Consider the following 692-nt stretch of genomic DNA (forward strand, 5'->3'; position numbering starts at 1 on the left):
GGGCTTGGCGCTGCTCCTCGGTGTGGAGGGCGCGCTGGAGGTAGCTGCGGACGGTGTTCGGGGTGACCCCGAGGGCGGCGGCGGTGCGGGGGAGGTCGTGGCCGGCCGCGAGGTGGGCCAGGGTCTGGGCCTCACGGGGGGTCAGCTTCCGCAGCAGGCGGCCCGCGTCGGTCCCGGCATGGTCGGGCTTGCGGTGGCGCTCCGGGGTGGGGGAGTCGGCGGTGGGTGGCGTGGTCATCAGACGCTCCGGGCCGGGGCGCCGGCGGCTTGGGGGCAGGGTCTGAAAATGCGCATAAGCCAATAATCTGGGACACGGCGGCGGTTTGGCGCTTCACGGAGCATGGCGAGTCGCCTTGGCACCATGTGGCCCATGACGCAGCTGATGGGTCGTCCGATCCTGGAACCGCCCGGCGTGTTGGGCGGACGCCCCGCGCTGGCCGACCTGTTGGCGGGAGTGCGGACGGCGCTGGTCGGCCTGGCGGCGGTCGGGCTGCCGGTGCTGGGGCTCTGGATCGCGACGCCGTACGCGGACGACGGCGCGGCCGCTGTCACCCGGTTGGCGGGGGTGCTCTGGCTGCTCGGGCACGGGGCGCCGCTGCTGCGCGGGCCGACGGACGCCCCGCTGACCGTCACTCCGCTGCTGCTCGGCGTCCTGGCCGTGGTCCGGCTCCACCGGGCGGCCGCCGGGGTGG

1 protein-coding gene and 1 pseudogene are annotated in these 692 nt (G+C 75.4%); one reads left to right on the top strand and one right to left on the bottom strand.

Going from position 1 to position 692, the window contains the following annotated elements; all coding sequences use genetic code 11:
• On the bottom strand, positions 1-238 hold a 238-nt coding region (locus tag AE652_RS42560; RefSeq protein WP_049661679.1), incomplete at its 3' end, for a sigma factor-like helix-turn-helix DNA-binding protein.
• A 132-nt stretch (positions 239-370) separates the two neighbouring features.
• Between AE652_RS42560 and AE652_RS42565 the strand changes: the two are divergent.
• A pseudogene (locus tag AE652_RS42565) lies at positions 371-692 on the top strand (hypothetical protein); the annotation flags it as partial.

The organism is Kitasatospora sp. MY 5-36 (genome assembly GCF_001182915.1).
GTDB lineage: Bacteria > Actinomycetota > Actinomycetes > Streptomycetales > Streptomycetaceae > Kitasatospora.